Annotated in this window: 20 protein-coding genes and 1 tRNA gene; 4 read left to right on the top strand and 17 right to left on the bottom strand. The window is 43.8% G+C overall.

The window, feature by feature from the left end; translation table 11 throughout:
• Positions 1 to 202: 202 nt before the first annotated feature.
• The 16 genes from ACFPFU_RS13280 to ACFPFU_RS13355 all read right to left on the bottom strand — a co-directional run bounded on the left by ACFPFU_RS13280 (position 203) and on the right by ACFPFU_RS13355 (position 17,184).
• Positions 203 to 766 (bottom strand): type 1 glutamine amidotransferase domain-containing protein, encoded by a 564-nt coding sequence (locus ACFPFU_RS13280; protein WP_377065250.1) that lies wholly within the window; start codon positions 764 to 766, stop codon positions 203 to 205.
• Positions 767 to 1,004: 238 nt separating this feature from the next.
• Entirely contained in the window at positions 1,005 to 2,129 is a 1,125-nt protein-coding gene (gene dnaN / locus ACFPFU_RS13285) for a DNA polymerase III subunit beta (protein WP_377065251.1), read from the bottom strand.
• Positions 2,130 to 2,432: 303 nt separating this feature from the next.
• Positions 2,433 to 4,118, bottom strand: coding sequence for a gliding motility-associated ABC transporter substrate-binding protein GldG (gene gldG, locus ACFPFU_RS13290; RefSeq protein ID WP_377065252.1), 1,686 nt, complete (start codon positions 4,116 to 4,118; stop codon positions 2,433 to 2,435).
• Positions 4,119 to 4,127: 9 nt separating this feature from the next.
• Entirely contained in the window at positions 4,128 to 4,847 is a 720-nt protein-coding gene (gene gldF, locus ACFPFU_RS13295) for a gliding motility-associated ABC transporter permease subunit GldF (protein ID WP_377065253.1), read from the bottom strand.
• A 2-nt stretch (positions 4,848 to 4,849) separates the two neighbouring features.
• Positions 4,850 to 5,758: a gliding motility-associated ABC transporter ATP-binding subunit GldA gene (gene gldA / locus ACFPFU_RS13300; protein ID WP_377065254.1), complete on the bottom strand. Its 909-nt coding sequence runs from the start codon at positions 5,756 to 5,758 to the stop codon at positions 4,850 to 4,852.
• 291 nt (positions 5,759 to 6,049) lie between these two features.
• Positions 6,050 to 7,249, bottom strand: a complete 1,200-nt coding sequence (locus ACFPFU_RS13305) for a phosphoglycerate kinase (protein ID WP_377065255.1) — start codon at positions 7,247 to 7,249, stop codon at positions 6,050 to 6,052.
• 37 nt (positions 7,250 to 7,286) lie between these two features.
• On the bottom strand, positions 7,287 to 8,249 hold the full coding sequence (locus tag ACFPFU_RS13310; protein WP_377065492.1) for an L-threonylcarbamoyladenylate synthase: 963 nt from the start codon (positions 8,247 to 8,249) through the stop codon (positions 7,287 to 7,289).
• On the bottom strand, positions 8,249 to 8,962 hold the full coding sequence (locus ACFPFU_RS13315) for a tetratricopeptide repeat protein (RefSeq protein ID WP_377065256.1): 714 nt from the start codon (positions 8,960 to 8,962) through the stop codon (positions 8,249 to 8,251). The genes ACFPFU_RS13310 and ACFPFU_RS13315 overlap by 1 nt, the downstream gene beginning before the upstream one ends.
• Before the next feature lie 115 nt (positions 8,963 to 9,077).
• Entirely contained in the window at positions 9,078 to 9,629 is a 552-nt protein-coding gene (locus ACFPFU_RS13320) for an NUDIX hydrolase (protein ID WP_377065257.1), read from the bottom strand.
• 4 nt (positions 9,630 to 9,633) lie between these two features.
• Complete coding sequence (locus ACFPFU_RS13325; RefSeq protein WP_377065258.1) at positions 9,634 to 10,224, bottom strand: hypothetical protein; 591 nt, start codon at positions 10,222 to 10,224, stop codon at positions 9,634 to 9,636.
• Between the two features lies 1 nt (position 10,225).
• Positions 10,226 to 12,139 carry a RecQ family ATP-dependent DNA helicase gene (locus tag ACFPFU_RS13330; protein ID WP_377065259.1) on the bottom strand — a complete coding sequence of 638 codons (1,914 nt, stop codon included), beginning with the start codon at positions 12,137 to 12,139 and terminating at the stop codon, positions 10,226 to 10,228.
• Between the two features lies 1 nt (position 12,140).
• Positions 12,141 to 12,920, bottom strand: a complete 780-nt coding sequence (locus ACFPFU_RS13335; RefSeq protein WP_377065260.1) for an enoyl-CoA hydratase/isomerase family protein — start codon at positions 12,918 to 12,920, stop codon at positions 12,141 to 12,143.
• A gap of 60 nt (positions 12,921 to 12,980) precedes the next feature.
• Positions 12,981 to 14,882 (bottom strand): ComEC/Rec2 family competence protein, encoded by a 1,902-nt coding sequence (locus ACFPFU_RS13340; protein ID WP_377065261.1) that lies wholly within the window; start codon positions 14,880 to 14,882, stop codon positions 12,981 to 12,983.
• Positions 14,883 to 15,144: 262 nt separating this feature from the next.
• On the bottom strand, positions 15,145 to 15,699 hold the full coding sequence (locus ACFPFU_RS13345) for a DUF3575 domain-containing protein (RefSeq protein WP_377065262.1): 555 nt from the start codon (positions 15,697 to 15,699) through the stop codon (positions 15,145 to 15,147).
• An 83-nt stretch (positions 15,700 to 15,782) separates the two neighbouring features.
• Positions 15,783 to 16,223, bottom strand: a complete 441-nt coding sequence (locus ACFPFU_RS13350) for a GNAT family N-acetyltransferase (protein WP_377065263.1) — start codon at positions 16,221 to 16,223, stop codon at positions 15,783 to 15,785.
• Positions 16,198 to 17,184: a PhoH family protein gene (locus ACFPFU_RS13355; RefSeq protein ID WP_377065264.1), complete on the bottom strand. Its 987-nt coding sequence runs from the start codon at positions 17,182 to 17,184 to the stop codon at positions 16,198 to 16,200. The genes ACFPFU_RS13350 and ACFPFU_RS13355 overlap by 26 nt, the downstream gene beginning before the upstream one ends.
• Before the next feature lie 106 nt (positions 17,185 to 17,290).
• Here ACFPFU_RS13355 and ACFPFU_RS13360 point away from each other — a divergent pair, with 106 nt between their 5' ends.
• The gene (locus ACFPFU_RS13360) at positions 17,291 to 18,061 is read left to right on the top strand and encodes an SAM hydrolase/SAM-dependent halogenase family protein (protein ID WP_377065265.1); all 771 of its coding nucleotides are present in this window, start codon (positions 17,291 to 17,293) and stop codon (positions 18,059 to 18,061) included.
• A gap of 174 nt (positions 18,062 to 18,235) precedes the next feature.
• Positions 18,236 to 18,319 (top strand) — tRNA-Leu (locus ACFPFU_RS13365).
• A gap of 355 nt (positions 18,320 to 18,674) precedes the next feature.
• Here the strand turns inward: ACFPFU_RS13365 and ACFPFU_RS13370 are convergent.
• Entirely contained in the window at positions 18,675 to 21,674 is a 3,000-nt protein-coding gene (locus ACFPFU_RS13370) for a triple tyrosine motif-containing protein (protein WP_377065266.1), read from the bottom strand.
• A gap of 337 nt (positions 21,675 to 22,011) precedes the next feature.
• Between ACFPFU_RS13370 and ACFPFU_RS13375 the strand changes: the two genes are divergently transcribed.
• Complete coding sequence (locus ACFPFU_RS13375) at positions 22,012 to 24,984, top strand: SusC/RagA family TonB-linked outer membrane protein (protein ID WP_377065267.1); 2,973 nt, start codon at positions 22,012 to 22,014, stop codon at positions 24,982 to 24,984.
• Between the two features lie 11 nt (positions 24,985 to 24,995).
• On the top strand, positions 24,996 to 26,477 hold the full coding sequence (locus ACFPFU_RS13380; RefSeq protein ID WP_377065268.1) for a RagB/SusD family nutrient uptake outer membrane protein: 1,482 nt from the start codon (positions 24,996 to 24,998) through the stop codon (positions 26,475 to 26,477).
• The last annotated feature ends 11 nt before the right edge of the window (positions 26,478 to 26,488 follow it).

Consider the following 26,488-nt stretch of genomic DNA (forward strand, 5'->3'; position numbering starts at 1 on the left):
TGGGGAATTGCCATAAAGGATCAGGAAATATTATAGAAAATATTACCAGGGAAAACGGTTCAAAGGGCGGAATCATTTCATGGATTCCCTATCAACCCTGTCTCGTCCGTCCGGCTCCCAAAGCCGTAAGGGAAGCAGGCAGGCGTGGATAATGAATCCGTTGGCTAACCCGAAAATCCATCCCTGACTTGGCTGGCAGGCTTTATGTCATCTTCTGCTCTTTATGTTGCCCCTCCTTGATCTCTTCGATCATTTTCCTATTGAAATCCGGCAAATCACCGGGATTTCGTGACGTAACAAGGCCTTGATCACATACACAGGAATCATCTATCCATTTACCGCCTGCGTTGACAATATCGGTTTTTACTGAATGGAATGAAGTCAGTTCCCTGCCCCGAAGCAGTCCTGTTTCGATCAAAACCTGCGGTCCGTGGCAGATGGCTGCCACAGGTTTGCCTTCCTTTATAAACGAACCGATGAAATCAACTGCCTCTTTTGATCTTCTCAGGTGATCCGGATTGATCACGCCACCGGGGATTACTACTGCATCGTAATCACCTTCGGTCACTTCGCTGATGTGCTTATCCACTTTGAATTCACTTCCCCAGTTGCCGTCCTTCCAGGAAACGATCTTGTCCTTTTGAGGAGAAACCACATGGACGGTAGCCCCCGCATCTTCCAACGCTTTTTTGGGTTCGATAAATTCTGATTCTTCAAAACCATTTTCTGTGATAATGGCTACAGTTTTTCCTGAAATACTACTCATGATGATTGTTGGTTTAGTTAAAATGAAATAAATTTTATCTAAAAATCACAAAAACCATGCAAATAAAGTCTTAATAGACAAAAAAATATAACTATAAACATTTCTCCTCCCCTTCAATGTTCCTCAGAATACTTCCACTAACCTTTATCGTATAAAAGCAGCGTGTCCAGTTTTTTGGCCATAAAAAAACCCGGGATTTTCCGGGCATAGATGAATGGCTACTTGATTTCAGAGGGGATTATACATAATTGCTCAACATCACCGGCATGACCAACATAAGTATGTCCTCATTTTCCGCCATATCCGAGGGAAGTATCAACCCTGCCCGGTTAGGCGCACTGAACTTGAGGGTCACTTCTTTTGCATTGAGGTTATTCAGCATTTCAACCAGGAATTTGGCATTGAACCCTATCTCAATGTCCTCCCCGTCGTGCTCACAAGACAGCCTCTCGTTGGCTTCGTTGGAAAAATCGAGATCTTCCGCTGATATCTGGAGCTCACTCCCGGTCAACTTCAATCTCACCTGATGGGTGGTTTTGTTGGCATATATTGCGATTCTCCTGAGCGAACTCAAAAACTCCACCCTATCGATGGTCATGTTGTTCTCATTGTCCACAGGAATTACATTTTCGTAATCCGGAAAACGTTCATCAATCAGCCTACAGATCATTTTTATATTGTTGAACTTGAAATAGGCGTTGCTGTTGTTAAATTCCACTGATACCGGAACATTGTCAGAGGGCAGCGTAGACTTCAGTAGATTCAGTGCTTTTCTGGGTACGATTATGCTCGCAGGTTCTGAAGAAGCGATGTCTACCCGTCTATAACGTATCAATCTATGACCATCTGTGGCCACAAAAGTCGTATTGGTGTCGCTTAGGTTGATATAAACTCCCGTCATAGCAGGTCTAAGCTCATCGTTGCTCGTGGCAAATATGGTGTTGGCTATGGCATTATTCAGCACATCGGTGGACATATCCACGGAAGTGGCATTGGTCACGCCCGGTATCTTCGGAAAATCGGTGGCATTTTCTCCTGCCAACTTATACCGGCCATTGTCAGAGCTTATCTCTACACTGTAGGTATCCTTATCAATGCTGAATGTGACAGGCTGCTCAGGCAGATTTTTGAGGGTCTCGATTAGAATCCTTGCCGGTACGGCGATGTTTCCGTCTTCTTTTGCCTCCACTTCAATTTCCGTGATCATTGAAGTCTGCAAATCAGAGGCGGTAACAGTCAATTTACTGTCTTTTATTTCGAAAAGGAAATTTTCCAAAATGGGCACCACCGGATTCGTGGTTACCACACCATTGATAGATGAAAGGTGTTTTAGCAGAGAAGAAGAGGAAACAATAAATTTCATATGTATATGATCTTTTTTTATGGTCACTGGAATTCCCGGCCTAAGCCACCTCAACGAAACATTTCTGATAAGATGGCTTTGGGAGATATCCCATCAAAACAGCGATAAATTACGGTTTACTTTATAACAGGGTAAATTTATAAATAAAATCATAAAAGGACCTAAAAGGAAAATATTTTGATAAGAAAAACAACATATATTTTGTTACTACTTGGGATTACTCATAGACAAACCGCTTTTTGATTAATAGTATCACCTGCAATTCAATGCCGGAAAGTAAGTTGGCTACATGAAAGAGGCTGGTTAAGCCCCTGAATTTTCACTTCCGGTATATTTTCTTTTTCTAATATACATCCTTATTGACCCTCCCGCAACAATAATTGCGACGGGAAGCAAAATATTTATTACCTGCCAGAACGTCTGTTGGTTTCTGGCTTTGATCCTATTTAGGGGTCTGATTTTAAACTGCTTATTTCTGGTAGCGATAATTCCGTCTGGGTCGGTCAGGTATTGCATTGCATTCTGCAGGAATTCCCTGTTGGATGACACCGCATCAGTATAGGGGTCCAATCCAAGCGGCATGGGTTCATGGTACTGGGGGTCGATCAGGCTTTTTACCAGGTTCCCGTCGCCTGCCACCACAATTTTTCCGCCATTACCTGATTCTTTAAAATCCGTTTTATCAAACCCTTCGGGCAAAAAGCGGTTCTTAAAATAAGAAGTAAATTCCCCTTCCAACAGATAAACCAAAGGCAGGTTACTTTGGGTAAAGGTTTCCACCTCCGGATCTTTGGCCATGTCTTCAAAGGCCACCCTTACCGGGGCATTCAAGGTCTTGCTGTAATTACTCGTAAATACCAGAGGGGTCTTCCGCACGCCTTCTGCCTTGACGGTATCTATGCTGCTGACAAACCTGAACTGAAGCTGGTCAAGCCCCTTTGTAATAGGATGGGCAGCCATTCTTCCCGCGTTCACATAAAATGGCCATGGCAACGGCACAATCTGGGACTGGTCGCCAAAGTCCCCGGCCACCACCGGATGATAACCAAAATTCAGGTCCTGAATATAATCCCGGTTGATTCTTATACCATAACGGAACAACAGGTCATCAAGGCCGGTATCAAAGGGCATGGCCACGGTTCCTTCATCCCCTGCCATTTCAAGGTCTACCATCAATTGATCTATAAAAAGCAGAAGATTGCCTCCATACATTAGGTACTGGTCCAGCAGGTATTTTTCCCGTTCCCCATAGGAGGTTTTGGGCCCTGCCACCAGCAACGCCTCAAAGCCCAACAGATCCTCTACGCTTTTGGCCTGATCAAAAGGCACCTTGTATACTTCAAAATCATCATTCAACGCCTCCACCATGCCAAACCCTTCGTCCTCCTCCATCTCTCCCTGTCCAATAATTACGCCTACTGTCCTCTGATGGCGGCTGTAGAGCCTTTTGATCGCTTGGCTTATCTCAAATTCCAGATTTTCCATGGAGAGGTTGAGGATTTCGTCCGGGGTCATTCCTTTCTCGCCTTTAAGTAGAAGAACTCCGATTTCATAATCTTCAGTTCTGAGGATGATCCCCGGAAAAATCATCCTTGTAATCTCTCCGCTACCCTGTTTTGCGTGAAGGTTGGTCGGGTTGATACCGTATTCCGCCAGGGCATATATATATTCCTTCCGTATTTCAGGATCCAGTTCTAAGGGGTCCTGAAAATAAATATGGATTTTTTCCGGACTATAGGCCCCAAACGTTTTCAAGGTATTTTCTATGGACTTCTGAAACCGTTTCATACCACCGGGCAACTCACCGGCAAGCAAAATTTCCACCTCCAGTGGCTCCTCCATTTCAGCCAGCACAACTTTGGTCGCATCACTCAGGGAATACCTCTTTTCCTCTGTCAAGTCAATTCTGAACAACACCCACAGATTGATGAGATATATCAATATCCACCCCACCAAAATTACTCCCAAACCGATCGCCGCTGTTCTCATCTTCTCATCTTATTGTTTAGCCACCAAGATCCATGTCAAAACCAACCAGGTAAGGATCATTCCTGTAAAATAAAACAGGTTGGAGGAATCAATCACTCCTCTTCCCATTTGGTCATAATGAAAACTCAGGCTCAGTTCTTCCACCCAAAGTCCAAAATCCCCGGTATACAAGGTTGCAACCGCTGCCAAACCGCCGTAAAATAAAAAACTCATAAACACTCCTATCACAAAAGACACGATCTGATTGGGAACAAGCGCTGAACTGAAAATCCCGATGGCGGAAAAAACAGCTGCCACCATAAAAAGTCCAATATAGGAACCAAAAAAACCTGCACTGTCGATATTCCCTACCGGCTCTCCCAATTGCACCACGCTGTAGTAATAAACCAGAGTGGGTAAAAGAATAAATAAAATCAACAGTAAAGCTGCGAAATATTTGGCCAAAACAATTTGATAATCCTTTAAAGGGGATGTTTTAAGCAGCTCCCAGGTTCCTGATTTTTTTTCTTCGGCCAGCATTTTCATGGTTACCGCTGGAACCAAAAACACAAAAACAAACGGGGTATAACTGAATAAGGGCCCGAGATCTGCGTATCCATATTCCAAAACACTTGTACCCGGAAACACCCATACAATAAGGCCTAAAGAGATAAGAAAAACACAGGCAATCAAGTACCCTGTAGGGTTGTTAAAAAAGGAATTGACTTCTTTAAGAAATAACCTCCACATATTCAGGACTGGGTTAAACGGTAAAAGACGGATTCCAGATTCTTTTCTTGCTGTCTGATGCTGATTAAGTTAAGGTTTTTTTCCTGTACCAGCGCCAGCAGAGATTTTCTCAATTCTTTGGGTTTGTTGCAGGTAAAGACAAAAGTGTTGGGGTGTAGAGGGTTGATTTTTTCAAACTCCAAACCGCCAAACCATTCCTGTTCCAAATATTCCTCAGTTTCCAATATCAAGGTGTATTCCCCTTCATCGGATTTAAGGTTACGCAACAGATCCTGGGCTACAATCCTCCCCTTGTGGATGATGACGACTTTTTCACAAATGGCCTCTACTTCCTGCATGATATGGGTGCTCAGAATCAGTGTTTTGTCCCGGCTTATTTCTTTGATCAATCTCCTGATTTCGACCAGTTGGTTCGGGTCCAAACCTGTCGTGGGCTCATCCAAAATAATGATTTCGGGATCATGCACCAGGCTTTTGGCCAATCCCACCCGCTGACGGTAGCCTTTGGAAAGTTGGCCTATTTTTTTTGTTTTTTCCGGCATGAGCCCGCACTGCTCCATCACGGTGTTTACCCGGTTTTTCAAGTGGGTTCCCTTTATGCGGTATAAACTGCCCATAAAAGACAGGAATTCCGGAATGTACATTTCCAAATACAGCGGGTTATGTTCCGGTAAATATCCAATCATTCTGCTTACGGTTTTGGGAAACTTGTTCACCGAAACGCCTTTCACCAAAACATCCCCTGCATCGGCAGTTAGATAACCGGTGGCGATTTTCATGGTAGTGGACTTTCCTGCCCCATTGGGTCCTAAAAAGCCAAGGATCTGTCCAGGTTTTGCCTGAAAACTGATTTGATCCAATACTTTCTGGGAACCATAGTATTTAGAAAGGTTACCTATTTCTATAGACATGGGTGAAAGTTTCCGTTGATTGATAACAGATCTTAAAAACGAACAAGTATAACCCGAGAACGAAAATATGCTTTCTACATTGTTTCCGAACTACCTTGAAACTGCGCGTACATTCTCTCCACCAAAGTGTGGTCCCCACAAACTTCATATTCCCACAGGGTTTGTAGGCCCGGGATTACCCCCAACCCATAAAGAACAGAAGGCCAAAGACAACCCAAACTGTGGCCAAGCAGGATAAAAAAGGTCCAATTCCGGGAGAAATGGACCTTAATATTCAAATATAACAGTATTTTACGGTTCGAGCGCTTTTACTCCGGGAAGTTCTTTTCCTTCCATTAGTTCAAGTAAAGCCCCTCCGCCGGTTGAAACATAAGAAACCTCTTCACCAAAACCGAATTTGTTTACCGCAGCTGCTGAGTCCCCTCCTCCGATCAGCGTAAAAGCACCGTTACGGGTGGCCTCCACTATAGCCTCGGCCATCGCTTTGGTCCCATGCTCAAAGCTGCTCATTTCAAATACACCCATCGGGCCATTCCAGAGGATGGTTTTTGATTTTTTTATGATCTCAGCAAATTTTGCCCGGCTCTCCGGCCCAATATCCAGGCCCATCCATCCATCAGGGATCTGTCCTGCTTTAGCTGTACTTTGTTCGGCATCATTCGCAAAAGCCTTTGAGGTCACGGTATCCTCCGGCAACACCAGGTTGACGCCTTTATTTTTGGCTTTTTCCATCAACTCAAGAGCCAGTCCCATCTTATCCTCTTCCAGTAATGAATCCCCTATGGATCCTCCCTGGGCTTTTGCAAAGGTATAGGACATGCCACCCCCGATAATCAAATTATCCACTTTGTCCAACAGCCTTTCTATCAATAAAATCTTATCAGAAATCTTTGCTCCTCCCATGATCGCAGTAAAAGGCCTTTCAGGTCCCCCGAGAATCTTATCGGCATTTTCCAACTCAGCCTGCATCAGATACCCGGCGGCTTTGTCCACAAAAAACTTCGCCACAATGGAGGTGGAAGCATGGGCTCTGTGTGCCGTTCCAAAAGCATCATTTACATAAATGTCTCCCAACTTTGAAAGTTTCTTGGCAAACTCTTCGTCTCCTTTTTCCTCCTCCTTGTAGAAACGCAGGTTCTCTAAAAGGAGTACAGCACCGGGATTAAGACTGGTGGCCAACTGCGTGGCTTCCATGCCTATACAATCCTTGGCAAATTTAACCGATACGTCCAGCTCTTTATTAAGTTCCGTGATCACATGTTTGAGAGAGAATTTGTCCTCCGGACCTGATTTGGGTCTACCGAGATGAGACATCAAAATAACTGCTCCCCCGTCATTTAATATTTTCTTGATGGTTGGAACCGCTGCTGTTATCCGGGTATTGTCGGTTACACGAAATCGCTCATCCAAAGGAACGTTAAAATCCACCCTAACGAGTGCCTTTTTCCCTTTAAAATCAACATTATCCACGGTTTTGATTCTATTGTTCATAAGTTGTAGGTTTAAAATTTACTTAAAAATAATCATTTTATTTTGCCGCAGCCCTTCTCAAGCGGTCATTTATGGCCTTTCCCAAATGTTCTTCGGGTAACTCTTCAGCCAAAATTACGGAAACATCGGCCTTATCCAAATACCGCATGCTTGAAAACAGGTTTCTCGCCGCCTCTTCATAACTGCCTCCAGGGCTCAACACCGCCTGTCTGGAAGGATCTATATCCTTATATATTTTATTGAAAGACAATATACCAAAATTTACATTTTTTGTGGTATATCTTTTGATAAGAACATCCAATTCACCTAATAATACAGGTTTTGTCGGCGCGTAATGACTCTTCAGCATTCCGGGCGATTTTGGGTTGCTACTCGACTGCGGCAATATGAGGACTTTGCCCACCACCTTCTCTATGGCGGACACCTCTATTCCTCCCAGGCGATAAATCGTAATCTGGTCATGTTCCATCCCCACAATGGTGCTCTCAAGCCCTACCTGACAATTGCCTCCATCCAGGATATAGGGGATTTTATCACCCAATTGGTCCATCACATGTTCCGGCCTGGTGGGAGAAATATACCCGAAGGGGTTCGCACTGGGAGCTGCGAGAGGAAACTTCAGTGACAATAAAAGCTCCCGTGTCAATGGGTGATCGGGGATTCTTACGGCCACCGTATCCAGCCCGCTTGTGACCAAATCCGGTATGATATCCTTTTTGGGCAGCAGAACCGTTAACGGGCCCGGCCAAAAAAACCTGCACAATGCCATCAATTCCTCCGGTATATTTTGAACATATTTAAAAACCTGCTCGGCTTCCCCTATGTGAATGATCAAAGGATCGAAACTTGGCCGGTTTTTGGTCTTATATATTTTCAAGACCGCATCTGTATCGAGGGCGTTTCCCGCCAACCCGTAAACGGTTTCCGTAGGGATTGCCACAAGTTCACCGGATTCCAACAGCGCTTTGGCTTTGGATATGTCCTTTCCTATCCCGGCCATCATTCTTTACAAAACTCTTCGATCCATTCATTGGCCTGAGGGTATCCCAAGCTTAGTGCCATTTTAAGATGGGCACAACCTTCTTCCTTCCTGCCCAATGCACTCATTTCGGTTACACCTAACAAATAATAGGCCGCAGCATTTCTTTTGTCCAGATTAACGGCTTCGGTAAGAGAAGAAATCGCGGCCACCGGATCATTATTCCCCAAAAGCGCTTTGGCCTTGTTGAAATGCACCTGAGGCTGATTGGGGTTGGCCTGCAGGGCCTGCTCAAAATCCACCAATGCATCTTCATACATTTCCAGGCCCAAAAGTGCCAGTCCCCTGTTGTAATAAATATCAACCTGTTGGGGAGCTAATCCATTAGCCATATTATAATCCATGACGGCTTCTTTATAGGCTTTGTTCTCCAATAACGCATTGCCACGGTTAAAAAAAGGTTTATAGTTGGTACTGTCTGCAATTATCGACTGATCAAACGCAGCAATGGCTTCCTGCCAGTTTTCCTGCTCAAAATAAGCCACCCCTTTCGCATTCCAGGCAGCAGCATGGGCTCCGTTTTTCTCCAATAACCGGTCAAAGTAATCTATCGCCTTTTGAAAATCACGATTTTCCAAAGACGCGATCCCCGCATCGAATAACCGGTCTTCTGATGGACCACAGGCCCAAACCACCAAAACCAGCAGGTTAACAAACATAAATCTCCTCAACATTGATTTTTTTTGGCAAAGATAGGGATTCTAGATTTCAGGCAAATCAAAAAATAAAAAGAGATAACCCATTGTTCCTTTCAACAGGCAAGACGAATTTTCTTTAAAGACAAATGATTCAAATGATGATCTCTGATTTACTTGTTTTTTCCAACATCCTCAAGATAGAAATATTATGCCCTACCAACTCCTCTACCATGTCAAAACTCACCCAGGCCAGGCTTTTACTTTCAGGGCTGATCACAAGCGGTTCATCCATTTCCGCTTCAATCAAAAACCTGACATCATAATGAAAATGCTGAGCATCCTCCCCATAGGTGGGTATAATGTGTCTGTCGATATCGAAAATAAACCGGTCAACAAGCCGAAGCGAAGCGAGCCCGCTTTCCTCTTTAGCTTCGGTCATCGCCACCTCTAAGAGATTCTCATTACCGTCTGCGTGACCTCCCAGCTGAAGCCATTTTTGAAGCTTTCGATGGAGGCCAAGTAAGGTATGGGTACGCCTACGGTTGACAATCCAGGAAGAGGCGGTGAAATGGCCCTTTTTTCTTTCCCGGCTATAAGCTATCGGATCATCGGTCAAAGCGATAAAATCATCAACAAATTGCTTCTCTTCCTCGAAGGGCGTCCTGTAATTTTCTAAAAGGGTTTTAAGAATTTTTCTATCCATAACCTTATTCATCTGCTTTAAATAAGTGTTCTATATATTGATCAAAGGGCCGCGCCTCATCATATAACCGGTCTGAATATACAGTAACCAGTACTTTTAGAAAATCGGGTTTATCGTCTATATACACTTTTTCTATGGTCACATTGCCAAAAAGCTGATTAATTTTATCGGAGTGGCGGGGGGTGACAAAATCCGGCTTAAAATACAGCTTTTCTGTTACTTTCACCTGGTCACTTATCTCTTGCATCTTTCTGTCCAGGCTGACCTTCCTATACCCCAAAGCTAACATCCGTTGTCCAAATGCAAAGAAAAGATTTGAAAAAATTTTCCCCGTCATGGTTTTTTGGCAGTTCAAAGCAAAACCGTTAGCATAAGGCGATCTCAGTATATGGACCTCCGGTTCACAAGGAATGCCTGCTTTTTTGAGGTGGTAATTTTGATATACTTTTGCAAGGGCATCCCGGCCTTCCCCGGAATCCATCCACAAATCTACCTCATTCAGGTATTCCTCTGAAACAACAAAGTTTTCCTTAAAACCAATGCGGTTTTTCTTACCGGGAAACAAGCCTTGTAAAACATCGTCACTAAAACCCATGTTATTTCAATTTGATTTTGCCGTCCATTTCAGTATGTATAATCTCCTGGTCTTCCAGTTCTCTGAGAATGCCCACACCTTCATCATCCATGTTTAGCTTAGACCGGGAAAACAGCTCCTCTACAGAAAACGCTTTTCCCCCCTGTAATGTTCTCAGCAACTTCTCTTTGATCAGCTCCAGGTCACCCACATGGCCGGCTTCTCTTTTGGCTTTCAAACACACGTCACAAATACCGCACAGATGATCACTATGTTCTCCAAAATATTCCAAAATCTGATCGGTCCGGCAGTTCATTTCATTTCGAGCGTATCCGATCATACGCTGCGCTTTAAGAATGGCCTGTTGCCTTCTGTGGGCGATTCTCCTTTTATCCAGCGGCAAACTTCGGGCGTCAAGCCTTGGGGTAAGAAAAGTTACCTGGGGCTTGTCTTTCCTTGCATGATACGCTACAACCCCCATCGCATCCAGCTGCTCCAGCATTCTGACAACCTCCATTTCAGACAACTGCAATAATTTGGCCAGTTTGCTTTCATAAATTTTTATATAATTGACAAAAAGCTCTCCGCCGTACATCCGCAGCAAAACTTTAATCAGGGGATCCAGTTTGGCATATGCGATCTGCGTCTCATAAAGTTTGCTCTGGTCAACCAGAATGTGAAGTGTGGACGGCATAAAGACACTTTCCGTGAACAACACCAGGGATTCCTCTTGCATCACTTTGAGCACATTATAAGTGGTCATGGGATCCAGCTGATAATTTTGTGTGAAGTCTGTCAAATCAAAATCATAACTTCCCATAGGGCTGCTGCCCACTGCGATCCGGTAATAATTTGCCAGACTTTGATATACTCTTTTTATGGTTTCTTCCGGAGGATATGATTTTTCGGCTTTCTCTTTAAGAAGGAGAAGATCCTGCTCCTGTACGATAAGTACTGCAAAAGCCTTAATGCCATCTCTGCCTGCCCTTCCGGCTTCCTGGTAATAGTTCTCCAGATTCTCAGGTGCCTCAATATGGACGACGAGCCTTACATCAGGCTTATCTATTCCCATTCCAAAGGCATTTGTGGCCACCATCACCCTTACTTTCCCTTTGATCCATTCCATCTGCCTGCTTTCGCGCTTTTGCTGATCCAGACCAGCATGGTAGAAAGTTGCTGAAACTCCCAGACGGTTAAGCTGGGCAGCTATTTCCTTTGTGCCTTTCCTGCTTCTTACATAAATAATAGCACTTCCAGGCACTTTGTTCAGGATGTCCAGGGCTTTTTCAAACTTATTTTCTGCCCATCTAACCACGTAAGAAAGGTTTTTTCTGGCAAAAGACTGTACAAAAACATTCGGTTTTTTTAGCCGGAGTTTGTCGATAATATCCTTTCTGACCTCCATCGTCGCAGAGGCGGTGAGGGCGATCATCGGTACATGGGGATGAATTTCCCTTAGGGCCGCTATTTCCAGATAGGGCGGCCGGAAATCATACCCCCACTGGGAGATACAATGGGCTTCGTCCACGGCTATCATGCAAACATTCATCCGCTTGAACCTTTCCACAAATAAGTCGGTTTTTAGGCGCTCGGGGGATAGATAAAGAAACTTGATGTCGCCATATACGCAGTTATCCAGCAAAGTGTCAATTTCTCTTTTCTGCATACCCGAGTAAATCGCGGTGGCTTTGACTCCCCTTTGCTTAAGATTATCCACCTGGTCCTTCATCAAGGCGATAAGGGGGCTCACTACAATACAGATGCCCTCCTGCATCAGGGCAGGTACCTGAAAACAGATCGATTTCCCACCCCCGGTGGGCAACAGCGCCAGCGTATCTCCTCCATCTGCTATGGAAAGCACGATTTCCTCCTGGAGAGGCCTGAAATCCTGATAGCCGAAATACGCCTTTAATACATGTAAGGCTTTGGTTTTCAAGTTACCATTGTATTTTTTGTTTGTTCAAAAATGCAGCGATCCCTTTTTTGCAATCATCGGTATTCCTGGCCCTGGCATTCATTTCGGCCGCATACCTAAGCCCTTCATCCAAGCTCTTTCCAGGCAATAAGGCCAACATTTTCTTGATGGAAGCAAGTGATTCCCCTGAGTTTTCATGAATCAGTTTTTGGGCAAAAGCCTTAACCTCTCCTTCCAGCGCTTTTTTCTCTACAACCCTAAACACCATTCCCATCTTCAGCGCTTCCTCCGCATTGATCATGTCGCCGGTAAGGAGCAGCTGCCTGGCTTTTGCTGTTCCTATTTTTTCCTTTAGAAAGACCATTACCAGGGCAGGGAGAAAGCCGATTTTCACCTCAGGAAAGCCGAATTCCGAATTATCCGTGGCGAACACAAAATCGCAGACATTGGCCAGGCCACATCCCCCTGCAATGGCCGCGCCGTGAACCTGTGCGATGACCACTTTCGGGAACCGGTATATTTTTTCAAACAAAGACCTGAGCAAATGGCTGTCTTCCAGGTTTTCCTCATAGGAAAAGTCCTTCAATTGTTCCAGATATCCCAAGTCCGCCCCCGAACAAAACACATCACCGGCAGCCCGTATCACCAACACTTTGACAGCATCTTCCTTCTCAAAGTGATCCAAACTTTGATGAATTTCGTTTACCATCTGCCCATTGAGTGCATTTTTTTTATCGGGTCTCTTTAATGTCAGGTAACCTATCCTGTTAATTGTTTTTCTACTAACATATGCCTGTGCCATAGCTTACCGATTTTTATCCAAAGTAAGTCACAATCACGCCAATCGCAAAAATCCCGTCCCTCACTTGAAATTTATTTTTATCGCGGTGTTGCCCATTGAAAGTGTGGAGTGGTCAGGGACATTTTCCCAATGTCCCGAACGGTATACAGCAACCTGACAAGGCAGATTGTTCAGGTTTATGGTCTCTTCCTCTAACCGGACAGACTTGTTATTTGGCAAAAACAGTTCACGCCCACCCCCTTTTTCCTGATGAATAAGCGGTCGGGTCCGAGTTTTTCTGTTCCTGATCCTGTTGGGAAGTACCTGATACTGAAAATCCTCCTCCGGGATTTCTTCCATATAAGTATAAAGTCGTCCGCCATAAAAATAGTCTATCACTTTGCCTTTCCGGACCTGGTAAATGTACAGTTCTTCTTTCCAATATCCCTTCAGGTGAATCCAAGCTTTGGTCACACACAAAAAGGCAAAAACCAAAACAGCGGCTCTCAGATAATTCTTCTTTTTATCAATTACAAAACCGTATAAAAGCAACAGAATACCCCAAAAAAGAACCATTTCCCACACGGACAAATACAAATTTTCCAGTTTTGCTGAGGGTAAATATTGAAGGCTAAAAACGGCTTTATTAAGCCAAAAAATCAAAATATTGACTACATAACCAAGAAACGCTGCCAGCCCGGAAAGGGAGGAAAGCATTAAAAAAGGGATCCCTACTGACATGACCAGAAATGCCCCGGGAATAGCGACAAGGTTTGAAAACAAAAAATAGGTGGGAAATACGTTAAAATAATATAGAGAAAGCGGGAAGGTGGCAAGCTGGGCCGCGATACTCACAGCGGTAATTTCCCAGAAATAATGTACCCAGCGGTTCATGGGAGTCCATACCCTTGCAATCACAGGTTGGAAAAGCAAAATCCCCGTGAGCGCGGCATAGGAAAGCTGAAACCCCACCGAGTAGATGATAAAAGGATCATACATCACCAGAATCAGTGCAGAAAGTGCCAGGGAATTATAGATGGACGGATTCCTGGATTTTATTTGTGATAATGCCATAATGGTGAACATGGTCGCTGCCCTCAACACGGAAGGGGACAAACCCGTAAGCGTGGCATAGCCCCATATTACCAGAATCACAACGCTCAAAAATACAGCCCTTTTGATTCGTTTTAACCGCTGGGGTTTCCACAGAAGGAAGAAAAATCCATAGATAATCCCAACATGAAGACCTGAAACAGCCAGCACATGCATGGCCCCGGCGGTCACGTAGGCATCGCTTACTTCCGTTTCAAGGTCATTTTTTTGGCCCAATAACAAGGCTTTTGCTATTTGTGCTGAAGCAGGATCGTGGACAAAATGATCAATTTTCCCCAACAGGTGATTTCTTATTGCGGCAATCTTGTGGGAAAGTTTAGCATGACGGCCCCTGCTGAGCAGGGTTACACTATCCCCTGCAAAATGGCTGTGAAAAACCTGTTGGTTAGCCATAAAAGAAGCATAATCAAACTCCCCGGGATTTTTTGGAGAAGGGATCCGCTCGGGGCTTCCTTTTACAAGGACAACATCTCCGGGTTGCAGTGCTTGAGCGGATCTATGGTAAAACTGGATCTTTCCGCTGGCAGGTATCATTTCCCCTTCTCTTTTTATAGCCAGAATCTTAAGAGCGTTGGCGACGCTATTCGGCTTCTGTTCATCCCATTGCTGAACCTCTGCTAAATAGGCAACAACAGGCCCCGTGTTTACCAGATGAACCGGATCATTACGCGCATCTTTTAGTGACGCCAATTGGAAACCGGCCAAACCAAGCATCAAATAAGCCAAAAAGGGAAATACAACGTTGGAGACAGGAATCCTATAGATTCTGTGAACAATTAGCATCAGCCCATACATGCCGAATCCTGCAAAAAGCAGCACCAAAGCGAACTCCGACCCCGGCTTTGTTTGGGGATAAACGATAACACCCAAAAGGAAAAAAACGTGTATCTTAAAAAAGGAAATTCATTGAACTTCATCTCTTGAAAAAAGTTTGGAGAAAGATAGTAAAATAATCAATAAAAAGCCATAAAAAAGACCCTGCCTTAACGGAGAGCCTCTGGATTAAAATCATTGTCAGGGATTAACAGGTCTTCTGTTCATTTGCTTCAAAAAACCTTTCCCTTTGTTTGAATCTTTTGGAAACCGTCTTGCTAACCCCTGATTTTTATCCAATGGATGTTCCTCAAAAATATCAGAAACGGAAACCAATGCTGAAACCGGCATTCACTTCCACTGCAGAAAACCGGGTGCTTACATCATTGTTAAATCCTCTGGCTATATTCACATAGGGGCCGAGGGCAAATTTATCATTATGGACCCATTTGTATCCCCCACCTATGCCGATAATAAAGCTATTGAGATCTGTTTCTATGGTCTGGTCATCTACAGTTTCCGTGAAGGTTCCCCCCCGGTATTTCAAAAAAGGGGAAACGTAAAGGCCAGAAGGCTGTGCAGGATTGACAAAATAGTAATTGTAAGACAATAACACACTGGTCGCGTTAAAATCCCGGTTTTCATCTGTATCGGATATGTATGAAAACCTATCAAAGAAAAACACTTCCACCCCTATGGATTGGTTTTGATCCAAAAAATGCTCATACCCAAGTTCCAGGGAGCCGATCAGGATCGTGTTGGCAATGTTCAGTTTCACTTCGTTGTTGTGGGGGATTTCGCGCTCCATGACTTGTGTATGGCCATTGACAATAAAAAACGCTAAAGACAAAAGTGTAAGGATAGAATTTTTCATATATTCTCGAATTGTGGTATTCAAAAATCAAATTTAAATATGATTATTTATTTTTAAAGTATCTATTAAACAATATAAACTGATTATTTCTTAGAAAGTTTCATGAGATAATGTTCAATGTTACATTCCATAAATTTTTCCCCTACCTTTTCAAACCCGAATTTCCGGTAAAGGCCCACAGCGGCCACCTGGGCATGCATGTAGATATCGTTCCCGGCGGTTTGCGGATTATTGTTGATATCCTCCAAAACCGCCTTTACCAAAGCTTGTCCTATCCCCTGGTCCCTAAAAGGCTTCAATACCGCAAACCTTTCCAGTTTTACGCCTTTGTCCGCCATTCTCCATCTGGCCGTCCCCACCGGCTGCTGTCCGATATAAGCCAAAAAATGAACGGAACTGTTTTCAAACTCATCGTACTCCTCATCGGGAGCAACCAGCTGTTCGTGGACAAAAACCTCTTCTCTGATTCTGAAGGCTTTTTTAAGGTCCTCCTGATTATCAACTTTGCTTACTGATAGGTCCATTTATCTTTTTACCGTCTTCGTTTTCATGTTTGTCATACGCGTCTATAATGGATTTGACCAATTTATGGCGTACCACATCCCTACCGGTAAGGTTGACCACCCCTATACCTTTGACGTCTTTCAAAATCCTGAGTGATTCCCTCAACCCGGACTTCTGTTTAGCAGGCAGATCAACCTGGGATTGGTCTCCTGTAATGATCACTTTGGAATTGGGGCCCATCCTGGTCAGAAACATCTTGATCTGCTGACTGGTCGTATTCTGCGCTTCATCCAAAAGGATAAAGGCATCATGGAGCGTTCTTCCCCTCATATAAGCCAAAGGGGCAATTTCAATCACCCGGCTTTCCTGATAAAATTTGAGCTTCTCTGTGGGGACCATATCGCCCAAGGCATCATAAATAGGCCTCAAATAGGGATCGAGTTTTTCCTGCAGATCCCCCGGAAGGAAACCAAGGTTTTCCCCGGCCTCTACCGCCGGCCTGGTAATGATGATCCTTTTAACCTCCCTGTTTTTCAATGCCCTGACAGCAAGCGCCACGGCAATATAGGTCTTTCCTGATCCGGCCGGACCAAGGGCAAAAACCAGGTCATTTTTATAGGATGATTCAACCAGCTTTTTCTGGTTTGGCGACTTGGGCCTGATAACCAAACCTTTGTTTCCATATAGGATGATATCACTGTGGGTATGCAGGGCGTTTATGGGGGTTCCTTCCAGGGCGATGTATTCCTTTACATTTTCCGGAGTAACCCGTCCAAACCGGTTAAAATGTTCCAGAAGCATGTTCAGGATATCATTGATCTTTAAAATTTCCGGAGCCTGGCCCTTAATCCTGATTTCGTTACCCCTTGAAACAATTTTGCTCTGGGGAAATGCTGCGGATATTTGTCTGATGTTTTCGTTTTCAGATCCGAGAAAATCCAGCAAAGAAACGTTTTCTAATGTAATGACTTTTTCTACCAATATTTTTCTGCTAATTAAGTAATTTCAATCTTATCCTTACAATATAAATTACCTATTTTTGTTTATTCTTACTACAAAAGTACGAATTTTTAATTGACTTGCTTGTATGGCGCTAGTGACATTTATATCAGATTTTGGAAACTCAGATTACTACGTACCTGTGGTGAAGGCCAAAATGCTTTCTATAAATCCACAGCTGTCCATTGTGGACATCAGCCATGAGATTGCCCATTACGACATTGCCCATGCTGCCTTTGTTCTTCGTGCTGTATATAACGAATTTCCGAAAGGCACCGTTCATTTAGTAGCCTTAAATGCCACAAGCAACATCACTGACGGTTTTATTGGCGTGAAGCTAAATGAGCATGTATTTGTAGGGCCCAACAACGGTGTGTTGAGCATGTTGGCAGACCATGAGCCGGGAATCATCGTCAAGTTTTCAGACATCCATGTCAAAGACAGCACTTTTCCCGCCAAAGATATTTTGGCGCCGATCGCCGCCAAAGTGGCCAGCGGCGCTGCCATCCATGATTTTGGCGGGCCATTACAGAGCATCAAAAAAATGATGGCACGGCAATTCAAAGCCAGCAAAAAACAGATCATAGGCTATGTGCTGCGGGTGGACCATTATGGCAACCTGATCACCAACATCCCCAAAGAAGTATTTGGGAAACTGAACCCGGGCAGGTTCCGGATAGAGTTTGGAAGGGAATCCCTGGATGGACTTCAAAAAACCTACGATGAAGTGGAGCCGGGGGACTGCTATGCTTTTTTCAATAGCCTAGGGCTGCTGGAAATCGGCATTAACCATGGCCATGGGGCAGATCTTTTGGGTCTGCGTTATGACAGTCCCGTGTTCATTCATTTCGAGGCTTAACATATTGGAATCGAATGTCTTATTGAAAAACACTTGGCTCACTGCATAACAAAGACCGGAAAAAAGTTCAAAAAAGTAAATCATCGCAAGCCCAAATTATTGTATGGAAAAAATTCTTTAACCATATTTGCATCCCGTTCAGCAAGGAACGGTGCGGTGCAGAGCACTGGATAAGCCCAGGTGGCGGAATTGGTAGACGCGTTGGTCTCAAACACCAATGAGGTAACACTCGTGCCGGTTCGACTCCGGCCCTGGGTACGTATTAAAGCTCCTTCTCATCAAGAAGGGGCTTTTTTAATTAAACCGCCGGAGGAGAAGCCTGTCCCGAAGCAACGTAGCCGATTTCGGGAACACCGGCCCCCATACGGACAACCCCTTCGGAATTGCTTTTGAAGGGTTTTTTACCTTTTCCTATATTGGAAAAACGACTATCCTTTTTTGTTCTCGATGGATTTTCCGCAGCTGGCGAAAGACAATAAAACAAAAAACAGCCTGTTGTTATGGTCAGAGGGTCGCAAGTACCTCCCGCAATTATCGTAAAAGATCCTGTGACTTTAATCTTCCCGTAAACCCTAGTTTTAAATAATAACGATGATTAACTTGGGCTATGTAGCTATTTTTTGATACCATCATGGGAATTAAGATTATTTTCCTCGAGCTCATGGTCAAAACCTGAATGCGACAGGGAATCCAGGAACTCGACCATATTCACTTCATGATCCAGAGACAGTCTCTTTCTCATCCTATATCTGGCAGTCTCAACTCCTCTTACGGAAATATTGAGGATAGATGCTATTTCTTTATTGGTAAGATTCATTTTCACAAAAGCACAAAGTCTCAACTCCTTTGTGGAAAAGTTAGGATAGGCCATTTTCAGTTCCCGGAAAAAAGCCTGATGGACTCTTTCAAAATTTGAATCAAACACCTGCAGGTGCTCCTCATCACTGAGGTTATACTTAATCCTACTTTGAAGGGATCTTAGTTTGGATTTTACCTTCTCATTGGAAGTACCGTCCCTAATTTGCCGAATCTCTTCGTTGAGTTCGTTCAGAAGATCCTTTTTCTTAACCAAAAGCATGGTATAATTTGCAAGTTCTTTGCTTTTATAAACCACATCCTCTTCTAAAATTTCTTTATCCCTTTCAATCTTTCTCTTTTCATGCTCAAGTTTCATCTGCTGGATTTCGAGTTCAAGCAGCTTTGTCCGCTCTGCTTCATCAACGCGGGCCTTTTCTTTTTCCGCCTTGATCTTCCTTTTTACCGCAAAAATTAAAAACGATACAATCAGCAATACCAGCAAAGCAAATAGGATAATTGCTACCGGTGTCTGATACCACTGGGGGGCGATATTGAAATAATAATAACTTTCTGCAGACTCCTCTCCTATCCTACTCCTGGCCTTCACAGTAAGCATATAGTTTCCTGGCTTTAAATAACTGAATTCCGCGGATGATTTTTCCGTCCAAGCAGACCATGGCTGCCCTGAACCTTCAAGCAGATAGGCATACTGAACCTGCTTTTTATCATGGAATCCGGGAACGGCAAAATTGAATTTAAGATTGGTCACATGATGAGGAAGAAATAATGGAGCGTCTTTAGAATTGTGAATTTCACCATTGTATCCCTCCTGTTCGAGCGAATAAGTAATGCTTCTAAATACTACCCCGCTTTTATTTTTTTGGCTACCATAAGTGAGATCAAATGCAAAAAGTCCCTTTCTCGTACCCATCAATACCAGCGACCGGTCAATGGGCAAGATACATTCCATCGATCTATTAAACTCTCCCTTCAGCATCGTGAACAGTCCTTTATTCAGTTCCGGTGAATTGCTCAGTTCCAGGTATCCTGCCTCATCATCATGCACAAACCAAAATTTACCCTGATCCTCCAACACCTTTCTTACGTTGAGTTCGGTTCCAAAATATCCATTCAGTTGAGATTGGGGAACAAATTGATTATTGGAATCATCAAATGTAAAAATACCGTGATTAGTCGTGAAGATGGTTTCTCCATTGAATTCGAATACATTGACACTGTATGGAGAAGGGAGGCCATTTTGGTCTTTATAATGTTCTATTCCAGCCACTTTCGTAAAACCGTCGTTTAGCCTGATTCTATACACTCCCTTGTATCCATGACAAACCCAAAAAGTATTCGAGGCCTTACTTTGTAAAATATCCCTTGATGATTCCTCAAAACCTTCGATTTTCTGTATCAACCCAAACCTCTTGTTTGAGCCGTATTCTAAAAGATACAAGCCGTCATAGGCACAGGCCAGATAAAGTTGACGTTTGCCGTTTATTGGTATTACTTTCCACACCCCTTTGAGGTGGGGTAGGCTATAGGTTTCGCCATCGGGACTGATTACAAATACACCTTTATCATGGCTTACCAGGACATTCCCTTCAAACTCCTGCAACGTCCAGGCCTGTCCTTCCATTCCTTGAACCTTTGAGAATCCCAATTTGGAAAAGTAAGCTGATTCTGAAGCCTTTTCAGAGGCATAAACCCCCTGATTGCTGGCAATGTAGACTTTATTTTGGGCAATTTTCACATCATAAACTGAGGCCTCTTCAAACACAGTGGTCACGGGTGATGCTAAATCAATACAATCCAACCCATTATTCAACAGGGCCCAGATATTCCCCTCACCGGTTTCATAGATATTCAATACGGTCTGGTCCTGAAGTTGTTGGAAGGCTTCAGTCACTTCCAGTTTTTCCGCCAGGGAATTGAGAATCAAAATTTTTGAACTCAGTGTCCCCAAAAAGTAAAGACCCTCTCTGGATTTGTGGGCACAGGTGATCAGATTATTTGAATGAGGAGCTATGACCCTCGTCATGAAACTTAATGCGGATGAATCCCTGTCCAATTTCAGTATGGAGCCTTGTTTGGTGATGACGAGTAGTTCATTTTTTTCTCTTCCCTCCAGCAAGGCTACAATGTCCTCGCCTGAAAGCTGGTGTTTTGATAACAGGTTTTCGTACTGAAGGTTATCAAAGTTAATGGTTTTTAAGATACCGTTATCCACGAGATAGAATACCCCGTTTGTTACTGTTGAAAAAGTGAAGGCCTGATCTGAGGGAAGCACTGTAGCCCTGTGATTGGAAACAGCAATCAACATTTTGAAGGAGCGGAATACAATATGGTCCTGAGCCTCTTGAATATTCCAAACTGACTCAAAATTTTGATTTTCCCTGTTGATTAATTCCAATAATGACTCAAATTCATAAATCCCATACCTATTCCTCCTGATCAACCCGAACTCGTTAAACCCTCCTGCATATACATTTCCATCAGAAGCATGGTACAAGCTCCTCACCGAGGAACCATTTGGCAGGATTACCTTTTGCCAGGATTCGCCATCAAAAACCAAAGCCCCGTCATTGTTCCCGAAATACATGACTCCTTCGTTGTCTTCACACATCGCCCAAAACTGGGGATCTGCATTGAAATCCGATCTGTTGTAATGCACAATATTGGGAGCTCCGTTGAATTCTCCTAAAGAAGACACACCAGTTGTTGAATTGGCCTGTGCAGGAAACACATCGCACCCTATGAAGAAAAATGGGATCAGCAGCGCCAGTAATCTACACGTCTTTAATTTTTTCATTCTTTCCGAAAGCCAGCTTCATATCAGCCGCGAATTTAACAATAGTATCAGATATCTGTTTCATGAAGCTGGTTAAATCCAAATAGCGTAATCATTCTTCTCCAAAAAATCCTCCTATTCGAAATACAATTATACAAAAAACGAAAAACTTAAACCATTTATTTTCAAAAGTTTATGAAAAAATGAAGTATAGATGACGTAAGGCCGGTTTCAATGAAGTGATTTAAGTGTAGTGATAAATATGGGCGGGAATAAAAGGCAAAATATATTTGACCGGGTGTGCATTTTTGCTACTTGTCAAAAAATCATTTAACAAATTAAAACCCATCACATATTTATGAAAAGTAAAATTTTACAAAGCAAGATAATAGCGGTCTATATGACCCTATTATTGTTTTCCTTAGCTGGCTTTCCGCATGATTTACATGCCCAGTCCAGGAGAATCAGCGGAACGGTGCTGGACGAAGCCAGCTTGCCCCTGCCTGGTGCAAGCATTTTGGTCAAGGGAACAGGAACAGGAACTGTTACTGATTTGGACGGAAAATTTTCGCTGGACTTATCGGATGACAACGCCATCCTTGTTATTTCATTTATTGGCTACACGAGTCAGGAAGTCAATATAGCCGGACAAAATCAAATCCATATTTCCATGAGTCCAGACGTAAGCTCCTTGGAAGAAGTGGTAGTGGTCGGTTATGGAGAGCAAGCCAGGAAAGACATTACCGGATCTGTCGGCGTAGTCGGTTCTGAAGTTTTTGATGCCCGGCCAAACAGCCAGTTTGGCAATTTAATCCAGGGCAAAATGGCCGGAGTTCAGGTGATCACCCCATCTGGCAAACCATCTTCAGGTTTTAGCATCAGAATCAGAGGCACCAACTCCATTTCCGGCAGCAGTGATCCTTTGTATGTAGTGGATGGTGTGCCCACTACCGATACCAGGACCATCAACCCGGCTGACATTGAAAACATATCTGTTTTGAAGGACGCATCATCGGCAGCCATTTATGGGGCGCAGGGAGCCAACGGTGTAGTACTGATCACCACCAGAAAGGGAAAAGCCGGTGCCCCTAAGTTTGAATTCAACTCTTATGCTGGTTTCTCCCAACCATGGAGAACGCTAGAGGTCTTGAATGCTGAGCAATACAGAGATTTGATGACAGAGTTTGGCCAGAATACGGATTGGAGCAGGTATACATCAAATACGGATTGGCAAAAAGAGGTTTTCCAAAATGGATCATCGCAGAATTACCAGTTGTCAGTATCAGGAAAAAACGACCAGACAACCTACTACATTTCCGGTGGCTGGACGCAGCAGAAAGGTGCTGTCAGAAGTTCCGAGATGGACAGGTATAATTTTAAAGTTAACCTGGAGCAGTATATGAACAGTTGGTTGAAGATCGGGACAAACTTCAACTACATGCAGTACCATGACGTTGATGTCGCCGACAATCAGGCTGTAAATCAAGGTGGGGTTATTTTAGGCATGCTTTCCACACCGCCAAACATAGGCATCTATAATCCTGATGGGACATTCACCAGCAATCCGTTCCAAGATTGGGAAAACCCCATATCAAGTACCGATGGCTCCCAAAGAGGCTACAAAAACCAGAGAGTGTTGGGTAATATCTATGCTGAAATTGATTTCACTCCTGAATTGAGATTGAGAAGTAATGTGGGCATCGATCAGAACACAGGGGTTTATGACTATTTCCTGGACCCCTTCCGCACCAGTTACGGCAGGGCAACCGAGGGTATTGCCAGAAACAATACCGATCACATGAGCTATCATATCATTGACAATACTTTAAGCTACAGAAAGATCTCTGGTAACCATAATTTTTCTGCCCTTTTAGGGTCTGTCCTGCAGAAATATCAGTGGGAAAATAACCACATCGAAAGAAGGGGATTTGCCAATGACGTGGTCACGACTACCAATGCCGGATCCATCATCCAGTCAGCCGGCAATACAAAATCAGAAAAAGCAAATGCCTCATTTTTAGGAAGAGTCACCTATGATTTCAATGAAAAATATCTGCTGACTGCAAATTTCAGGGCTGACGGTTCCTCTTCGTTTGGCCCGGGTAACAGGTGGGGATATTTTCCTTCATTCTCTGTTGGATGGAGATTATCACAAGAACAGTTTATGGAAACTATCAGTCCGGTGGTTGAAGATTTGAAAGTCAGATTTGGTTGGGGTATCGTAGGAAACGATCAAATCTCCAGTTCCAACTATGCCTATGTAGGCAGGGTTTCCTATGGCGCCAATTATCCGTTTGGGGGTGTGATATTCCCCGGAAGCTACCAAAGCTCTATTGAAAACAGGGACTTAAAGTGGGAGTCTACAGAACAGTTAAGTTTAGGTATAGATGCGACATTCTTGGATTCAAGGTTGACGATCATGGCAGATGCTTATATCAAAAACACTTCTGATTTATTGCTGAACGTCCAACTTCCGAGATCTACGGGCTTCAATCAGGGAATCCAAAACATCGGTGAACTGCAAAACAAGGGCTTGGAGCTCCAAATCAGCTCGGTGAATAGCCAAGGCGCCTTGAGATGGGAGACCGATTTCAACATTTCCATGAACCGAAATAATGTCGTAAACATTATCGGGGAGGAAATCATCGCAGGGGGTATTGCTGGGAGAGGTGATGTGAGTTATTCTGTTGAAGGCCAGCCCTTGGGGATGTTCTATGGGTATGTCTACGGAGGAGTGGACCCGGCAACAGGGAATGCATTCTATATCGATAAAAATGGAGAAAGCACTTTCACGCCTGCTTCCGATGACAGAAGATTTATCGGAAACCCGCATCCTGATTTCATTTATGGCATGACCAACACCCTGTCCTTCAAGAATTTTGACTTAAGCATATTCTTAAGAGGTGTGCAGGGAAATGATGTGTTCAATGCCACCAGAATGGAAACCGAAGGAATGACAGATGCCAAAAACCAAAGTTTGGCAGTGAAAGACAGGTGGAGGGCACCGGGTGATATAACAGCTATACCAAGGGCTTCTTGGGGCAATACCAACAACTCCAGAATTTCTACCAGGTTCGTTGAAGACGGATCTTTCTTGAGAGTTCAGGCACTGACTTTAGCATATAATGCTCCGGGAAATATTCTTGATAAGATGAAGCTTACCGGATTAAGGGCCTACGTGACAGGAGAAAACTTATTGACCATCACCGGATACAAAGGCTTTGATCCTGAGGTCAATGCCTTTGGAGCAAGTAATACCGTCATGGGGGTAGATTTTGGCACGTATCCTCAATCGCGTAACATCATCGTTGGTCTAAACCTTTCATTCTAATTTAATCAGTCATGAAAATCAAGTCAATACATATTTTTGCCGCAGCCTTATCAATGGCGTTGGTTGCCTGTGATGATTATCTGGATTTAGACCCGATATCAGAAGCGACCTCAACAAATGCGTACAACTCTGCCAGTGATGCCGAAGCGGCACTAACAGGAGTCTATGATTCTTTTCAAGCTGAATATTATATCTGGGATAATGTGATTTTCTCGGATGTAATATCTGACAATCATTATGCCGGCGGAGATAATCCCGAAATTTTCGCCGTGGACAACCTTGACATCCAACCTGTCAATAACAGGCTTTTCAATAACTGGAGCCAAATCTATAGTGCCATTGCCAAAGCCAACGTGGTTTTGCAAAAAGTCCCTGAAATCGATGATCCTAAAATTGATGTGGGAAACAGAAGAAACCAAATTCTGGGAGAGGCGGCCTTTTTGAGGGCTTATCATTATTTCCAGCTTGTAACGCTGTGGGGAGGAGTGCCATTGATTTTGGAACCTGTCACCTCTACCAATCCAGCTGAAACGCAAAAACCCAGAAATTCAGAAGCAGAGGTATATTCCCAAATCATTCAGGATTTGGAATTTGCTCTGGCTGACCGGTTGCCTGACAGCTATGGATCAGATGCCGGGGTAAACAAAGCCAGGGCCACAAGAGGAGCTGCGAATGCCTTGATGGCGAAAGTGTATGCCCAAATGCCCAATAGAGATTACGCCAAAGTCCTGGAACATGCCGATGCCGTTATAAGCAGCCCGGCAGGCTATCGTTTATTGGAAGACTTTAGAAATCTGTTTGATGGCAACAATTACAACAATGCCGAATCTATCCTGGAGGTACAATTCATCGGAGGACCGGAAGCCAATTTTGGCCCGCAATTGCTCCTGCCCCCCTCGATAAGCGGGGATACTTGGAGGAAATTTGTGACTCCTTCCAAAGATCTGATCGCTGCCTTTGACGAAGCAGGGGATCTCATTAGAAAAGAAGCCAGCGTATTGTTCGAGAGTGCCCCTTGGGCGGATGAATTTTGGTCCTTGCAGGTAAACGGCATGGTTCCTTTCGCCTATAGATGGAAAGATGCCAATGGTTGGGCAAGCACAAACAGGCAATACATCTTCAGGTTAGCCGACATCATCTTGTTGAAAGCTGAAGCTTTGAATGAACTGGGAAGAACCGATGACGCTTTGGTTGAACTCAATAAGATCCGGACCAGGGTTGCCTTACCGGCAATTAATTCGGCAACGCCTGCTGAATTCAGACAACTGGTAGAAAATGAAAGACGTCTGGAATTGGTCCAGGAGGCTGAAAGGTGGAATGATCTGAAGCGTTACGGCAGAGCTGTGGATGTAATGAACAGTCTCGTTGAAATCGATTTGCGCACCAATCAACCCAAGGTTTTCAACATGGATGAAAGTAAGCTTTTGTTACCTATCCCTCAACAGGAGATCAATAGAAACCCCAAGTTGAATCAAAATCCAGGTTACAATTAATCGACACCCAA

The sequence above is a fragment of the Negadavirga shengliensis genome, assembly GCF_042652345.1.
Lineage (GTDB): Bacteria > Bacteroidota > Bacteroidia > Cytophagales > Cyclobacteriaceae > Negadavirga > Negadavirga shengliensis.